12 protein-coding genes and 11 tRNA genes are annotated in these 14912 nt (G+C 47.7%); 5 read left to right on the top strand and 18 right to left on the bottom strand.

Features of this window, described 5'->3' with window-relative positions:
* Nucleotides 1–75 precede the first annotated feature (75 nt).
* The gene (locus tag HP548_RS14325; RefSeq protein WP_175382050.1) at nt 76–1305 is read right to left on the bottom strand and encodes an anhydro-N-acetylmuramic acid kinase; all 1230 of its coding nucleotides are present in this window, start codon (nt 1303–1305) and stop codon (nt 76–78) included.
* 297 nt (nt 1306–1602) lie between these two features.
* Here HP548_RS14325 and HP548_RS14320 point away from each other — a divergent pair, with 297 nt between their 5' ends.
* From HP548_RS14320 to HP548_RS14310, 3 genes are read left to right on the top strand one after another with little or no spacing between them, the layout of a single operon-like run.
* Nucleotides 1603–2436, top strand: a complete 834-nt coding sequence (locus HP548_RS14320) for a hypothetical protein (RefSeq protein WP_175382049.1) — start codon at nt 1603–1605, stop codon at nt 2434–2436.
* A gap of 12 nt (nt 2437–2448) precedes the next feature.
* Nucleotides 2449–3870: an N-acetylmuramoyl-L-alanine amidase family protein gene (locus HP548_RS14315; RefSeq protein WP_076290728.1), complete on the top strand. Its 1422-nt coding sequence runs from the start codon at nt 2449–2451 to the stop codon at nt 3868–3870.
* Nucleotides 3871–3911: 41 nt separating this feature from the next.
* Nucleotides 3912–4466, top strand: a complete 555-nt coding sequence (locus HP548_RS14310) for a GerMN domain-containing protein (protein WP_083679029.1) — start codon at nt 3912–3914, stop codon at nt 4464–4466.
* Between the two features lie 172 nt (nt 4467–4638).
* Here the strand turns inward: HP548_RS14310 and HP548_RS33080 are convergent, their stop codons facing one another.
* The 4 genes from HP548_RS33080 to HP548_RS14290 all read right to left on the bottom strand — a co-directional run bounded on the left by HP548_RS33080 (nt 4639) and on the right by HP548_RS14290 (nt 10168).
* Nucleotides 4639–6201 (bottom strand): MBL fold metallo-hydrolase, encoded by a 1563-nt coding sequence (locus HP548_RS33080; protein WP_246318068.1) that lies wholly within the window; start codon nt 6199–6201, stop codon nt 4639–4641.
* Complete coding sequence (locus HP548_RS14300) at nt 6198–7883, bottom strand: ABC transporter permease subunit (protein ID WP_175382048.1); 1686 nt, start codon at nt 7881–7883, stop codon at nt 6198–6200. Before HP548_RS14300 ends, HP548_RS33080 begins: the two co-directional genes overlap by 4 nt.
* A gap of 114 nt (nt 7884–7997) precedes the next feature.
* Entirely contained in the window at nt 7998–9074 is a 1077-nt protein-coding gene (locus tag HP548_RS14295; protein WP_175382047.1) for an ABC transporter substrate-binding protein, read from the bottom strand.
* 77 nt (nt 9075–9151) lie between these two features.
* Nucleotides 9152–10168, bottom strand: a complete 1017-nt coding sequence (locus HP548_RS14290; RefSeq protein WP_175382046.1) for an ABC transporter ATP-binding protein — start codon at nt 10166–10168, stop codon at nt 9152–9154.
* 170 nt (nt 10169–10338) lie between these two features.
* Between HP548_RS14290 and HP548_RS14285 the strand changes: the two genes are divergently transcribed.
* Together HP548_RS14285 and HP548_RS14280 are read left to right on the top strand one after the other, a co-directional pair.
* Nucleotides 10339–11247, top strand: coding sequence for a LysR family transcriptional regulator (locus HP548_RS14285; protein ID WP_076290731.1), 909 nt, complete (start codon nt 10339–10341; stop codon nt 11245–11247).
* Between the two features lie 144 nt (nt 11248–11391).
* Nucleotides 11392–12252, top strand: coding sequence for a CYTH domain-containing protein (locus HP548_RS14280; RefSeq protein WP_175382045.1), 861 nt, complete (start codon nt 11392–11394; stop codon nt 12250–12252).
* Nucleotides 12253–12418: 166 nt separating this feature from the next.
* On the opposite strand, the gene HP548_RS14275 is transcribed toward HP548_RS14280, so the two are convergent.
* The 13 genes from HP548_RS14275 to HP548_RS14215 all read right to left on the bottom strand — a co-directional run bounded on the left by HP548_RS14275 (nt 12419) and on the right by HP548_RS14215 (nt 14904).
* On the bottom strand, nt 12419–13024 hold the full coding sequence (locus HP548_RS14275; protein ID WP_076290732.1) for a short chain dehydrogenase: 606 nt from the start codon (nt 13022–13024) through the stop codon (nt 12419–12421).
* 87 nt (nt 13025–13111) lie between these two features.
* Entirely contained in the window at nt 13112–13750 is a 639-nt protein-coding gene (locus HP548_RS14270; protein ID WP_099858705.1) for a pentapeptide repeat-containing protein, read from the bottom strand.
* Nucleotides 13751–13837: 87 nt separating this feature from the next.
* A tRNA-Gly gene (locus tag HP548_RS14265) sits at nt 13838–13908 on the bottom strand.
* Nucleotides 13909–13917: 9 nt separating this feature from the next.
* Nucleotides 13918–13991: transfer RNA gene (locus tag HP548_RS14260), tRNA-Pro, on the bottom strand.
* Nucleotides 13992–14010: 19 nt separating this feature from the next.
* A tRNA-Arg gene (locus HP548_RS14255) sits at nt 14011–14083 on the bottom strand.
* Nucleotides 14084–14090: 7 nt separating this feature from the next.
* Nucleotides 14091–14165, bottom strand: a tRNA-Gly gene (locus HP548_RS14250).
* 8 nt (nt 14166–14173) lie between these two features.
* Nucleotides 14174–14260 (bottom strand) — tRNA-Leu (locus tag HP548_RS14245).
* 9 nt (nt 14261–14269) lie between these two features.
* Nucleotides 14270–14345: transfer RNA gene (locus HP548_RS14240), tRNA-Lys, on the bottom strand.
* Between the two features lie 16 nt (nt 14346–14361).
* A tRNA-Gln gene (locus HP548_RS14235) sits at nt 14362–14436 on the bottom strand.
* Between the two features lie 11 nt (nt 14437–14447).
* Nucleotides 14448–14523 (bottom strand) — tRNA-His (locus HP548_RS14230).
* A gap of 98 nt (nt 14524–14621) precedes the next feature.
* Nucleotides 14622–14697, bottom strand: a tRNA-Thr gene (locus tag HP548_RS14225).
* A 28-nt stretch (nt 14698–14725) separates the two neighbouring features.
* Nucleotides 14726–14803 (bottom strand) — tRNA-Asp (locus HP548_RS14220).
* Between the two features lie 27 nt (nt 14804–14830).
* Nucleotides 14831–14904 (bottom strand) — tRNA-Met (locus HP548_RS14215).
* Nucleotides 14905–14912: the final 8 nt, after the last annotated feature.

Here is a 14912-nt window from a genome sequence, read left to right as displayed (position 1 = left end):
TTATCCTATAATTCCAATAGAGTCTAATTGATTAAACGTCCTTGCATCACCAACTCATTCAAAAGCCTTGCTGCACTACAATGTCAGGTGGCCCGATATGACGGCGTGTTTTGCGCCGGTTACTGCCGGGAGCGTGTTCGCTCTACCCATAAGTGCCTCATGACCAAGGAGGGCAAATCCAATCGCTTCGCGGGCATCATCCGGTATACCATAGTCTGCTGTTCGCTCCAAACGAATACCTTCCGGCAGTCTCTGACGGATCATCTCCATTAGCGTGGCATTGGAAGTGCCGCCACCGCAGGCGAGCATAGCCGATATGTGCACCTTGGGCAGGATAAAATCCTTCACTGCTCTCACGATCGTCTCCGCGGTCAGACAAGTGGCGGTAGCCAGCGTATCTTCCAGGGATAAGGAACGCGCAGCAGCCATCTCCATCAAGCGTGCTGCATATGCCGCACCGTACACTTCACGACCGGTACTCTTGGGAGGCAGCCTTTTGAAATAGGTATCGTCCAAACAAAGATCTACCAGATCCTGATTGAACCTTCCCTGTGCGGCGATGCTTCCATTTGGATCATAGTGCTGCCGCCCACCTGTCGCCTGGCGTACGATCGCGTCCATCACCATATTGCCAGGTCCCGTATCAAAAGCCGAAATACCTTCATTAGAAGACGCTGATGGTAGCACCGTAACGTTGCCAATACCGCCGATATTTTGCACCAGACGTCCTTCCTCCGGACTGCGGAACATCAATGCATCGGCATAAGGGGTTAGTGGAGCGCCTTCCCCGCCTGCCGCCATATCCCGTGCCCGCAAATTACCGACCACTGGCAGGCCGGTTCGTTCACGTACAACGGCGCTTTCGCCAATCTGTAACGTGGACACCACTGGAAGACTCTCGCCTGCTGGCCCTGGAAAAGCTGAAGCTACAGGTGCGTGCCATACGGTCTGTCCGTGCATGCTGATCGCATCCACCTGCCCGGACGAGATTCCTGAGGATCGAATAAGCTCTTTGACACTGTGAGCATACCACTCCGATACACCAAAATGTGCAGCCGTCAGCTCATCCACACGTGCCGTCTCCGGTAAACATAGTCGAATTAGCACTTCTCTCAATTCATTGGAGTACGGTACGCAGACGAAGTCAACCAGAGCGATCTTTTGCAATGCCCCGCTGTCATCTGTCAGAATACGCACCAATGCCGCATCCGTCCCGTCGAGGGACGTGCCTGACATCAGTCCAATAATGTAATGCTCCCGTTTCAAGCGATATTGCTCCCACATCGGATAGCTGCCTGTATCCATCCATTCACAACCTCCCGCCAGACCCGATGAACACGTCATCCTGCCATAATTTCACCCAGTATATGATATAAAATTTTACAAGTCAAATATTTTATGAAATTTAATTACACTATTCCAGCCTTAGCTAGTCTTTGCTCAAACTGGAATGCTCCCAAGAAATTTTCTATGAATAAAAATAGATAAATAACGATCAAAAAAGAAACATTTTTACAATTTTACCGTTTATATAACGAAGGTATATTTTGGAATCGATATATTGAGGGTTATAAACTGTCACCAGCGGAGGGAGATACCAAGATGAATAACGCTGCTATTTGGTTTTCGACTGTGCTATTACTGGGGGGATTGACGGCTACATCGTCATCCATTGTTGGTGCCAAACCAGCTGCACCAGAACGAATTTCACAACTTTCCGTTAATACGACTTCTGTAACTCCTTCCATCTATTCAAGCATCAAACCGTTTAAAAAGAGCAACAGTACCAACAAAATCATCTGGAAAGGAGGAAATATTACTTTAACCGCTACTACATTGAAGTTGGAAGGTAAGCCCACATTTGAACAAAACGTCATTCAATCCATTGTCGTCACCAAGGGGAACCAGAAACATACGATTGAAACGAGTGATTTGGAGGACAATTGGCTCGATATCACAAGTGTTGTTGCCTCCAACTCCAATACATGGCTTGCTGTAAACGCAAAACGCAGCTCAGGAAACACTCTGATGCTGCTTAACCTTCAAACGGGTGAAGTGACGGACTTAAATGAACGATTGAAAAAAGCAGGCAAGAAAAACTTAGAAACCATTGCCACCTATAACTGGGCACCCAACGAAGATCAGATAGCTTTCTCTTACGGAGATCCCTCCAAGAGCTCACTAGCCATCTACAATGTTCAGAAAGAGAGCTTTATATACCTGCCAAGGGCAACCAATTATATTAGTACCAATCTGATTCTGTGGCAAAAAAACGGAAAAATACTGGATTACATCAGTGAGTACCCATCTGATCAAATGATACTTTATAGGTATAGCATAGAGAGTAACAAGGTGAAGCCTGTTAAGAAAATTAGCCGTAATGAGTTTGCCGAATGGTTCCAGCTGGATAAGTATCCATACAGTAATGATAAATAGTAGAGGTGCATAATGAAGAAAACGATTTTACTCCTGTTTTTAAGTCTGTTCTTTCTGGTTGTACTCCCTCATCAGGGAAATGCCGCTGCAAGCACGTCGAAAATCTTCTTGGACGGCGAGGAATTAATCCTCCCAAGTGACGTTCAGGTGACCATCGTGAATAAGAATGTTATGATTCCGATTCGTGTTGTTGCCGAAAATTTGAAATTCAAAGTGGATTGGAATCAAAATACACGTAATGTAAAGATCCAGCAAAATGACAAAACGATTTCTTTAACCGTTGATCAAAAGCAAGCTATGGTTGCTGACAAGCAAGTTACCTTGAACACAGCCCCACTCATTTTAAATAACACCACGGTGGTACCCATTCGATTTGTCAGTGAACAAATGGGACTCAACGTGAAATGGAACAACAAGGAGAAGATTGTATACTTAATCAACACCGACACCAGTAAAGTGCCCAATGTTGAGCCGGGCAACGGTTCAGGAAACGGTAACCCAGCAGCACTAACACGTGTTACCGATATCCAATTTGCCAACAATCAGCTGGTTGTGTCTATGGATGGTGAATCCAAACCCGTGATGACGACTTTGAAGAATCCCGATCGTTTGGTCGTGGATCTGCCCGGAGCAGTGTTTGGTGATCTACCGCAACCGTTGAATCAAAACATGAATGGCAAATTGGATGTGGACGCATACCCCAATGTAACGGAAGTTAGATATTCTCTTTTTAAACAAGACCCTGGTCAAGTTCGAATTGTCGTTGAATTGAATCAGGTGAAGGATGTACAGTACAGCCAGAACTTGATTGCCGATAAACTAATTATTGATCTGAATGTTACAGGAGATAATGTCGCCACAGTTCCTGTAACTCCTGTAGGCGATTCAGGACGCAAGGTCGTTGTCATCGACCCAGGCCATGGGGGTAAAGATCCAGGCACAACCAGCATTACCAACAAACCCGAGAAAGAATACAATCTGGCATTGGCTCTCAAAGTACAAGCACTGCTTCTCAATGAACCGGATATCGAATTGGTGATGACTCGTGACGGTGATACTTATCCCACTCGCCCGGAGCGTGTTCGACTCGCCAATCAATTAAACGCAGATGTTTTTGTATCTATCCATGGCAATAATGTAGAGTCCTCGCCCCAGGCGACAGGTACAGAGACGTTCTACTATCAACGCAGCAGCAGCAAGGAATTAGCCAATATTATTCATCAACGTTTAGTTAAAGCCATGGGACTCAAAGACCGTGGTGTGAAAAATGGCAACTTGGAAGTGATCAGAGATACGACCATGGCTGCAGTACTTTTGGAAGTGGGATTCCTGAGTAATGTTATAGATGAAGAACTAATGTCGTCCGATGTTGTTCAGATGAAAGCCGCTCAAGCGATAGCAGATGGGATTAAGGAATATCTGGGTATAAATTAAATGATAAAACATAATGTAAATATGCTGGAGGATGTGATCCATTGAAAACGAAATTGGGATGTGCACTCGTCTTATCCTTCTTAATGATAGTTGGCATTGGTTGTGCTCAGAAACCAGTCAGTGAATCCGGATCGGCCGAACCTGCTGTTCAGGGGGGACAGTCACCAAACCCCTCCGAAACAAAGGTGGATCTGGGCACAATGAACACACAAGCGGTTGAGGTGTATTTCGCAGACGCCCAGGTACTGGAACTTGAGAAAAAAGAGCAGGAAATTGAATACAAGGACGATTCCGAGAAATACAAAAAAACATTTGAAGCTTTACAAAACAATACCGATTCGGAGCTCGTATCCCTCTGGGAAAAAGTTGAATTGCTCTCCCTACAGTACGGCGAGGGCAAAGTCACTTTGGATGTTCATATCCCGGATGAGGCCAAATTGGGAACCAGTGGCGAGCTGCTTGCATTGGATGCACTGACCCAGACGATGTTTCAATACGATGAAGTAGAAAGTATCGATATTCTGGTAGACGGTGAAGCCCTGGATAGCTTGATGGGCCATTCAGAGCTGGAACATCCTATTCAGCGCGAGCCCTAATCTAATTTTAAAAGCCATTGGATGATTTCCGGATGATTCTCTCCTTGAATCATCTTCCGTGCATGATGAGAAGCATATCTTCTCATCATGCTTTTTTTATATAGAAATCCACATTCAAAAAGAAGTCCACAGGGACGCCCTAACAATAGATCCAATCTTTATCAAATTCAAATTACAGATACAGCTCATCTCCAGGAGATAGCGAATGCAAAATCCCTTTCCCCGAGACTGATTTTTCGCTGAGTAAGCCTTCTCTCAGTTTATCCGTCTCTGCCCGGTCCGCATGCACAAGCACCGTATGCCTTGCAGGAACCTGATGCAGCATTTTCTCGACATCCTTCCATCCCTGATGCACCTTATAACGAATTTTCCGTACCTCGCACGCTCCGTGTGTTGCAGGATTCTGCAACAGCCTGTAAGCATAGGTGCCAGCAGAGACATGCCCAGTGAGCAGTACCAGATTATGTTCATCGTCCGCAAACTGGCTATAGTACCAGCGAGCAAGCGAGGACTGCATCATCCCGTCCGGAATGAACCACAAAGAGGCAGCATGTTGATGCAGTAGCCGCTCTCGCTCTTCCTTTGTCACAGGCATCTCCCATCCATGACCCCTCAGGAATCGCCCAATCGCTTCCTTTACAGAGCCCGGAATGTGGTCTTCCTCTTCCTTTAGCCAATATGGCGCACGTAATAGCTGCTTCAGACCGTCCACCAGCCCTTGTTCCACTACAATCGGAACGTCCGGGAACTGCTGCTGTGCCCACAGCATGATTTCCTGACCACGACCTACTGAGGGCATAGGCAATAGCACCTTTCCACCCCGGGCAATCGTCTCATGAATGGCCTGCTCCAGCTGTTCCAGCTTGTTGGCCTGCGTATCGCAATCTGTTCCATAGGCAGCATCCATAATCGCCAAATCCAGAAGACCGGATGAAGATGGATGGATCACTTCTACTCCCTTGGATACGGCATAGGCATCCCCTTGCTGCACCGTTCTACCTGCTGATACGTGAGACCGCAACCCCCCTTCGGATGCAGCAAAAGGAAAAGTCTGCGACGCGGATGGCTCTCCTGTCAAGACATGCCCACCATTCACGGCGGTTCGTATATCCGTTTTCCAACGTTGACTAACTGGAGTATCGAATCCACGCCTGTTACGTGGTAACTTTGCCTGCCAGAGCGTATCCGCTGGACAATCCTCCTGCAAAAGCATGGATTCGGAAGTGTAATCACCGGAATAAAATATGCGCTTATCCTCCATTTCCAGCCCGAACCATACCGATCCTGCAAGGTGCCCACTACGCCCCCACACCACCGAGACGCCAGGAACCATTTCAAACCAGATTCCACCCTCGGCTTCATCCTCCAAAAATCGGTAGCGAATCAGTTGTTCATCGCCTTCTTCGTATGGGAGGGTGTGTCCTGCCCGCTCCATATTTCTTCGCCAAGCTCTGAAGTAGGTGTCCAGTTGCTCTCTGGTTTCCCGCGTCGTCCATACTTCACCCTGATACCCCATCTTATAAAGCAATGGAATAGCGACAGAATGATCCTCATGGGCGTGAGACAACAAAACCACATCTAACTCCTTAACGATTTCCGATTCAATCAACGGATATTCGCCGGCTCCTTCTTTTTTCACGCCACAATCCAGCAAAAGTTGAACCCGGCTCCCTCTCAGGAGATAGGCAGAGCGCCCGTGTTCCCCGGCGCCGCCCCATACCTTCAGTTTGATCATGATGCATTCCACTTTCTCTTCGAATTCAGAACTTCAATGCCGAGCAGCATCAGTACCGTCATGCCGACAGTAACCACGGCCATCGCCATTCCCAATGAAACCTGACCTTGTTCAAATTGAGCAAAAATATACGTTGCCGATGTCTGCATCGATGGAGGCAAAATTAACAACGACCCTACCAGCTCCCGCGTGGCGATGGTGAATGTCATCATCCACCCGGCCAACATACCGGGGATAATCAGAGGCAGAAGAATGCGCCGCAGAATATATAGCGGTCTACCGCCAAAGACCTGACCCGCCTGGAACAACGTTCCGTCGATCTGGGTGAAGCTTGATTTGACATACTGCACCGTGTACGGCAAGAAGAGTACCACATACGTCAGAACAACCATTCCGTACGAGTTGTACAGAGTGAACGGCATCCATGGTGAATTCCAGAAAAGGATGAGACCCACCACCATGACAATGCCAGGTACCGTATTCGGTAGCAGACTGAACAGGTCAATGACACGCTGCATAAAGGAAGACGATTTACCAATCGCCAGTGCAAAACCTGTACCGATAATAACCGCAACCGTCGAAGCTGCTAATGAGAGCCCCAGACTGTTCCCGATTGCTTTCATACTGACCGATCCCCAGGACAGCAATTCCCGGTAGTGATCCAGCGTCAGATTGTCGAAGGACAATCCCGCGCCGCGCAACTTCATGGTCGATGCAGCAATAATGGAGAAATACGGAATGCCCACCGACAGAATCAGCAGCAACGCGAGATACAACCCGCACAACCAACCCGCTCCGCCACGTAGGGAGTATCGTTTGGATCGCTGCCCCTTGCCCCCTACCAGACGGTACGTGAACTTCCGACTCATGGCAGACTGCATGTACCACATCACCAGACAGACCGACAGCAGCACCGATGCGAGCGAAGTTGCCTTACCAAAATCAATCGGCCAACTAGAGATATACTTGTGGATTTCAGAGGTCATGACATAATAACCGATACGCCGCCCGAAGGTAGCCGGTGTTCCGAATTCCGCAATCGTTTTGACAAAGACGAGCATGATCCCCATGCCATAGGAAGACAACAGCAGTGGCAAAATAATGCGTCTGAATCGGTATCCCGCACGTCCCCCGTGCACCGCCCCCGCTTCTTCCAGATTGCCTCCAATGCGAATGATTGCATCCCGAAGCAACAGATACAGGAAAGGGAACAGATGCAGGCTCATAATGAGCACCATGCCCCAGAAGCTGAAGAACAACTCACTCCAGCTCGCAGCGGAAGGCACCCATTGCTGCAGGTATCCCCCTTTTTGCATAAACAGAATCCAGCCCATGGAGCCGATATACGGCGGGGTCATGAACGGAATTATCAGGATCACGTCCACCCAGCGATGCTGACCCATGCGGGTCTTCGCCATCATCCACGCCAGTGGCAATGCCAGCAGCGTTGTTACAGCTACCACGCAGATCCCCAGCCAGACGGAATTCAGCAGAACCCCGGATAAATGCTGTCCGGTAATGGTTCGAATCGGAGCCATCCAATCCCATTGCCCATTCGGATACACACTTTGCCAGAAAATCAGCAAGAGCGGTACACCAATGCTTATCGTTAGCAGAAAGAGGGCCAGAATCACGCCCACTCTCCGAAAAATACGGTTGTTGTCTACTACAACAGGTTTCACTACAATTTCACCTCACATGACTTCCACAAGACACTCTCTGTGTTGCTTACTTTCCATTACTTTCAATATTCAGTCGTTACATTTATTCAAAGTTGCTCGGGAAGATACATAATCTTATTTAAAAGTCTCGGAGAACCTTGCTGCTATCTCATCTCCGTGTTCACTCATCCAGTTCCAATCCACTTTAAGCTGCGGAATATCTTTCAGATTTGCCCGGTTAGTCGCCTCGATGTCTTCACGACCCGGAATCAGGTAAGCATCTGCAACAAGCTTTTGTGCCTCATCAGACAACAGGTAGTCGATAAACGCCTTGGCATTCTCCACATTCTGACTCGATTTCAGAATCGCTGCCGGTCTTGGACTGATTACAGTCCCTTCCTCTGGATATACGATGTCCAGCGGTTCACCTTTGGCTTTAGAGGAATACGCCATGTAGTCTACACCAGCTGCTACGATGCTCTTCGCTCCCGTAATGACCGGGTCAAGTGCTTCCTGATTCGCTCCTGCCATTGCTACACCATTCGCCTTGTAGCTGTCCAGCAAGTCCCAGCCTTTATCTCCATTCACACTCAGGTATCCCGTAATGAAGTCCAGCGCGGAACCGGACAGTGTAGGATCAGGAATATTCACAACGTCCTTCCAGGCAGGTGTTGCCAGCTCAGCCCAACTGGTTGGTGGCGTGGACACCAGCTTCGTATTGTAGACAATTCCGAGTGCCGAAGCACTGGAGCTGAAATAGTTTCCGTCGGCATCCGACCAGTCCTTGTTCAGCTTGTCTGCATTCTCCGCATCAGGATATGGGAGTGTCAGACCATCTGCTTTCAGTGCTTGTGCCGAAGGCAGAGAGGCTAGAATAACCACGTCCGCTACGGGATTGGATTTTTCAGCTTCCATGCGAGCCAGAATTTTGCCTGTCGTACCCTGGAACATCTCCACTGCAATGCCCGTCTTGGCTGTAAATCCGCTGATGATATTATCCGCCAGCTTCTGAGGTCCTGCACTGTACAAAACCAGCTTACCGCCGGCTGGTTTTGTTGTTTCCGCCGATGCAGTAGCCGTACTGCCTTCCCCAGCAGCTTGACCCGCATTCCCGGTAGTTGAATTACCTGTGCTGCATCCGAACAAACTGATGCTCATTACCGCTGATAATAACAGCATTGCGCTTCTTTTCCGTGTTTTCATACCCAACATTTTCATTCCATCTCCCTTGGTTTCTGATTATATTTGTATTCACGTTTCTGTAAACTCACGCTGTATGCTCATCATGATCAGTTGGCTGCTGCAATGAACTCTCTCGGCTTCACAATCGGAGTGTCTTGTCCGTTCATTCGGCAGATCCGCTCCGGGACTACATAGAGCTGAACCTTCTCCCCTACGCGTACTCTTCGATCCAGATAGGCTGTCCATACACCCAGCCCCTCCATCTGCACCCGAATTTCATAACGCTCTCCTACATAACTGACGCTGAGCACTACCGCCTGATAACACAGATCGTCATGACCTGTTTTGCTCCAGGAGACATGTTCCGGTCTCACCATGGACTGATTAGGCGTAAGCCAATTGGACTTTCCGATAAACGAAGCAACAAAAGGATCGCTTGGTGATGCGTAGATCGTTTCCGGGTTCCCCTTTTGCAATATACGCCCCTTCTCCATCACCACAATCTCATCGGACATCGACATCGCCTCAACCTGATCATGGGTGACGTACAACGCTGTCAGTCCCATGTCCCGTACCAATGACATCATCTCAATTCGCATCTCTTCCCGCAGCACAGCATCCAGTGCACTTAGCGGCTCATCGAACAGAATAATCCCCGGTCTTACTGCTACCGCTCTGGCAAAAGCAACCCGTTGCTGCTGTCCTCCCGACAGCTGATGAGGATAACGATCCTCCATGCCTTGCAGGCGAACCATGCCAAGTGCTTCGGTCACCTTCTGGCGCAGATCAGATTTCTGCTTTCCGGCCTTCAGGCCGAACGCCACATTTTCGTATACTGTCATATGCGGCCATAATGCAAAATCCTGAAACACCATGCCCAGATTACGCTTATGTGTCGGTACATCTATTCGCTTCGTCGCCGAGTAAAAACTCTTGCCATCCGCGACGATTTCTCCCGCATCCGGTTGCTCTAGCCCTGCCAGCATGCGCAGCAACGTCGTTTTGCCGCAGCCGGATGGGCCGAGCAGCGTCGTAAACTGTCCATGCTGGAGTGTTAAATCCGTGGGCAGCAGCGCGGGAGTGCGATTGAATGATTTTTGAATTCCCCTAATTTCCATTTTCATAAGCATCCCTGCCTGTCTTCTTGTACTGTTCTCAGTCTAACGTCCGCTTTCGCGAGTTGTATGTTAGAAATGTAAAATTGGAATTAACTTTTTAGATGAATTCTGTTGATCTTCATAGATTAAATCTATATAAGGTGATTCAAAGTTACCGGAGAGGAGTGTTGGATTCGTTGAACCTGATTAAACTGCAAATTGTTGAACTCATTGATAAGCATCATCATATGACCAGCGTGGCCGAGCTTCTCGGCATCAAGCAACCTACCGTTACCTTTCATATGAAGTCTTTGGAGGAAGAGATGGGGGTGCGATTATTCGAATCGCGTAGTGGAAAGACTTTTCTCACCGAGGCTGGACAAGCCCTTTTACACTATTCCGTCAAAATCAATGCCCTGACCCAGGAAGCACGCCGGGTAGTACAGGAATATGACAGCCTCTATCGGGGCACCCTGCACATTGGAGCGAGCTATGTACCTGCAACGTATCTGCTGCCGCCTATTTTGAATACATTTTCTCAGGAATTCCCCGGTATTCGAATTATGTTATCGGTTAAACCTTCACCCGTTATCCGCGAAATGCTGATTCGTCACCAGATTGATCTAGGTGTTATCTCTTCAGAGCCGTTTGTAGGTCCGGTACTGCAAGCAGAAACGCTGTGTGAAGACGATCTGGTATTAATCTGCTCACCACAGCATGCCTTGGCTCAGAGGGATGTGCTGAAACCTGAGCATATGGCACAGGTTCCTTTTGCACTGCATGGGGATGAATCCAGCACTCGACGTTTAACGAACCAATGGCTGGATCAGCATGATATTCGTTTGCGAAGCACCGTTGAGATGGACTCTCTGGAAGCGATCAAGCAGTTGGTTCTACTCGGCGGTCATATCTCGTTCATGTCACGAATGGCTGTACAGTGGGAAGAGCAGCATGGACTGATCAAGGTCCTCCCCATTCCAGGGGAGCAGGCTCCGCGGCATATTTATACCGTCCACAACAAAGATCGTCATCCTTCCGTCCAGGTCAACCGCTTCAAGGAAGTACTGCGGGACATGAGCCACAGCCTCTCTCTTTTTAATTCATGATCCTGCTATCCCATATAAACTATCGTTTGGCATTCATCAAATCTATGCAGGGTTAACGCAACGAGTCCTTCTATTTAATCGCTTTCATATACTCGGACGATAAAGTGGGTCTGTACGTTAATCCAGCCTAGGGAGTGATTGGTTTTGAAAAAATGGAAAAAGGTAACCGCCTCATTCATGCTGAGCATCGTGACATTGGGAAGTGGACTGACGTTTCTGGAAGCACCGCAGGCTTCTGCAGCAGCCAACGCCGTTCCTGCTTATGAAGTGAAGTTCCTGGCTAAGCCGGAGCTGGTATTGAACACAGATGGGACACCACGCAGTGAAGTCATTCAGACGCTTGGCTTGAGCTCCACAGCAAGAAACATTAGCGCAGAGTACTTCGACACCAATGCACTCAATCTGAATCAAGCAGGGTGGGATGTACGTTTTCGGAAGAAGGATGACAAGAATAATTATGAACTGACTTATAAAAAGCGCTATCCTGTCATCAATGGTGATGTGAATGCGGCGTTGACTCTGGCTAACCAAGAGGGATTTGATGCGTCAGATGATAACTACGAGGCTGAAATTGACTGGGGATATGGCAAACAAACATTGAGCTTCTCCAACACTAAAAAGGTGGATACCAAAGCTACAGGCGTACAACTTCCATCACAGCAGGAAGCCTTGAGCATGTTGTTGGACAAGCTGCCTGGCAAATTAAAAAACTGGTCCGCCTCCAACTGGGGTAAACAACAACTCACGGCATCCCGTGCCTACGGCCCAGTAACATTCCAACGTTATGAAGGCACATGGAATGGACAGGAACTCACCCTTGAAGTATGGCCGATTCGTAACGCAGCAGGCACAGGTCTAGAGAATATCGTAGAGATTTCGTTCAAAACAGCAGATTCTACAGCTGTTTCGGGACTGCGTACCCAACTGATGCAAGTGTTGGAAAACAAAAACTGGCTCATTCCAGCCGATGGCCTGAAAACTCAGCTTATCTTGGAAAGATACTAAGTGGTTGTTGCTATCCATACCGTATATGTCTAAGTATGGTATCTAGCGGTTTATGAGACAACGAGCAAAATGGACATGTCTTTGTTCTTAATGAAACGAAAACCCAAAACAAAAGGAGATCAGCAGGAACATTCTGCTGATCTCCTTTATTTAATATTCCATACAGTTAATATATTTTAAAGGTCTGGGCTGTTTCGATCCCAAGTGCACTCTGAATAAATGTATTGGCGACCCGCTCCACAGGAACCGGATTAAATCCAATAAACACACCCTTATATTTCTCTGCGGATTCAACAAACAGGTTAGGACTAACCGAATTCAGACGTATACCTCGCGGCAACTCATACGCTGCTGCTTTGGCAAACGAATCAATTGCACCGTTGACCATAGCACTGGATGCGCCTTTCAGAATGGGATGGTCCTGTATAATGCCGCTGACCAGCGTAAAGCTTCCCTTATCGTTGATGTAGTGCTGCCCAATCAAGACGATGTTCACTTGACCGAGTAATTTCCCCTGCACACTAATCATGTTGTTCTCAGGAGTCAGCTCCTCCAACTTCGCATAATGGGTCTGGCCTGCTGCAACAATGACATAATCAATATTAGTTACCGTTTCAAAGAGGGATGTAATACTCTCAGTCGAGGTCATATCTACATGGTAATCCCCGGATTGCCTGCCAGCTGTAATGACCTCAACGGAATATTCCTGAAGCTTCGCAACAACAGCCTTGCCTAATGTTCCATTTCCTCCAATAACCAGAGCCCTTTTCATAATCCGCCTCCTTTTTATCAGTGAAAGCATGATATTGTACATTCATTGATCTCTTCATTTAAACAAAGATCACTCGCATAATCAAACTTACTTCACAATTAAGCCTAATAATCCAACAAAAGAGGCGGCCTGAGCATCAGAGATGATGCATCCATCCAGATCCTCAATATCTACATTTAACCTTTCAAAGCTACAGTCACTAAGGTCCACTCCCTTAAGCTTTACACCCGACAAAAGAGCTTGATCTATATTGCATTCAGAAAACTCCAGTTTTTGAGCTGTAGCTTGAAAGAAATCGCCACTCACCAGAGAACATTCCGTGTACTTCACCTGTTTAAACTTGGAAAAACGAAATAAAGAAAGGTCAGCTACACAGCCCTGAAAGCTTGCATTTTGGAGCCTGCTATTTGAAAAATTAGTACCAAGCAATTTACAGTTTCTAAATTCTGTCCGGTGGAGGAAAGAACCGTTAAAGTCCATATTGGACAAATCACATTTATCAAAAATCACATCAGTAAGCTCGACTTCGGGGAGAGAGGACTGGCTGAAGATCACGTTCTCAAAAACCACTTTATCGAATGAAACCCGGTTGGCGCTCTGATTCTCAATAGAGATATTGGCAAATCGTCCATGTTTGATTTCTTCTTTACTCTCCCATGCTTCTAAAGTTAACGATAAGTCTTCGAGTTCCAGGGGAATCTTTGGCGTTTCTATTTTATTTTTCATAAGTCCTCCCACTATTTTCTTATATGAGCTTACTATATCAAAAAGAGCCCTTGCAATAAGCAAGAGCTCTCTTTGTTGTTACCATGAAGCGGGTGATGGGAATCGAACCCACGCTATTAGCTTGGAAGGCTAAAGTTCTACCATTGAACTACACCCGCATATAAAAATCGGGATGACACGATTTGAACATGTGACCCCCTGTTACCAAACCAGGTGCTCTACCAATCTGAGCTACACCCCGATACTTATGAAAATAATGCCGCGCCCTGAGAGATTCGAACTCCCGGCCTTTTGATTCGTAGTCAAACGCTCTATCCAGCTGAGCTAAGGGCGAAAATATTGGAGCGGAAGACGGGAATCGAACCCGCGACCCTCGCCTTGGCAAGGCGATGCTCTACCGCTGAGCCACTTCCGCAAAATATATGGTGCGGTCGAGAGGACTCGAACCTCCACGGGGGTTAGCCCACACGGACCTGAACCGTGCGCGTCTGCCAATTCCGCCACGACCGCAAAATATAATGGTGAGTCATGAAGGGCTCGAACCTTCGACACCCTGATTAAAAGTCAGGTGCTCTACCAACTGAGCTAATGACTCAAACTAAAAACTAAAATGGCTGGGGATATAGGATTTGAACCTATGCATGACGGAGTCAAAGTCCGTTGCCTTACCGCTTGGCTAATCCCCATTAAGAAAACATGGGGCGATCGAGGGGAATTGAACCCCCGAATGCCGGATCCACAAACCGGTGCGTTAACCACTTCGCCACGATCGCCATAAGCTATCCCTTACATTCGCTGAGAGTATCTCAGTATTCCCATCTGAAACCTACAATATACATTCTATTATAAATTCAGAGGTAAATGCAATAAATGGTGCCGGCGAGAGGACTTGAACCCCCAACCTACTGATTACAAGTCAGTTGCTCTACCAGTTGAGCTACACCGGCACGGTGTAAAATGTTACTTGAGTAAAAATGGCGGAACCGACGGGATTCGAACCCGCGATCTCCTGCGTGACAGGCAGGCATGTTAGGCCAACTACACCACGGTTCCAGATCACTTTCTTGATAGAAAGTATAATTGCGGGGGCAGGATTTGAACCTGCGGCCTTCGGGTTATGAGCCCGACGAGCTACCGGGCTGCTCCACCCCGCGTCGTTATT

Source organism: Paenibacillus taichungensis, assembly GCF_013359905.1.
Classification (GTDB): domain Bacteria; phylum Bacillota; class Bacilli; order Paenibacillales; family Paenibacillaceae; genus Paenibacillus; species Paenibacillus taichungensis.
Note: the sequence above shows the minus strand (reverse complement) of the source record. Positions and strands in the feature narration are given on the sequence as shown.

Coding starts and splice junctions, on each gene's coding strand:
- HP548_RS14325 (WP_175382050.1), bottom strand. CDS start 1,305: ATGGATACAGGCAGCTATCCGATGTGGGAGCAATATCGCTTGAAACGG.
- HP548_RS14320 (WP_175382049.1), top strand. CDS start 1,603: ATGAATAACGCTGCTATTTGGTTTTCGACTGTGCTATTACTGGGGGGA.
- HP548_RS14315 (WP_076290728.1), top strand. CDS start 2,449: ATGAAGAAAACGATTTTACTCCTGTTTTTAAGTCTGTTCTTTCTGGTT.
- HP548_RS33080 (WP_246318068.1), bottom strand. CDS start 6,201: ATGATCAAACTGAAGGTATGGGGCGGCGCCGGGGAACACGGGCGCTCT.
- HP548_RS14295 (WP_175382047.1), bottom strand. CDS start 9,074: ATGTTGGGTATGAAAACACGGAAAAGAAGCGCAATGCTGTTATTATCA.
- HP548_RS14290 (WP_175382046.1), bottom strand. CDS start 10,168: ATGAAAATGGAAATTAGGGGAATTCAAAAATCATTCAATCGCACTCCC.
- HP548_RS14275 (WP_076290732.1), bottom strand. CDS start 13,024: ATGAAAAGGGCTCTGGTTATTGGAGGAAATGGAACATTAGGCAAGGCT.
- HP548_RS14270 (WP_099858705.1), bottom strand. CDS start 13,750: ATGAAAAATAAAATAGAAACGCCAAAGATTCCCCTGGAACTCGAAGAC.